Raw genomic sequence first — 268 nt, 5'->3', positions numbered from 1 at the left:
GCTTCCGGCCGCTGGCGCTTTTAGAAGGCTTCGGTCCAAAAGAAACACAGCCCTACCACTACCAACTCGACCACCTCGGCACACCCCAGGAACTCACCACCCCCGAGGGCGATATCGTCTGGTCCGCCCACTACCGCGCCTACGGCGAAATCGCCCGGCTCGACGTAGGCAAAATCGATAATCCGCTGCGTTTCCAGGGCCAATACTTCGACGAAGAAAGCGGCCTGCACTACAACCGCCATCGCTACTACAATCCGGATACTGGTCG

General features: G+C 59.3%; 1 protein-coding gene. It reads left to right on the top strand.

The window, feature by feature from the left end:
• On the top strand, positions 1-268 hold a 268-nt coding region (locus ACFZPT_RS26720; RefSeq protein WP_379556335.1), incomplete at both ends, for an RHS repeat domain-containing protein.

Origin of the sequence: Pseudomonas sp. MD330_10 (assembly GCF_042610415.1) — a bacterium.
Classification (GTDB): domain Bacteria; phylum Pseudomonadota; class Gammaproteobacteria; order Pseudomonadales; family Pseudomonadaceae; genus Aquipseudomonas; species Aquipseudomonas rhodesiae.
This window is presented reverse-complemented; position numbering and strand designations above follow the sequence as displayed.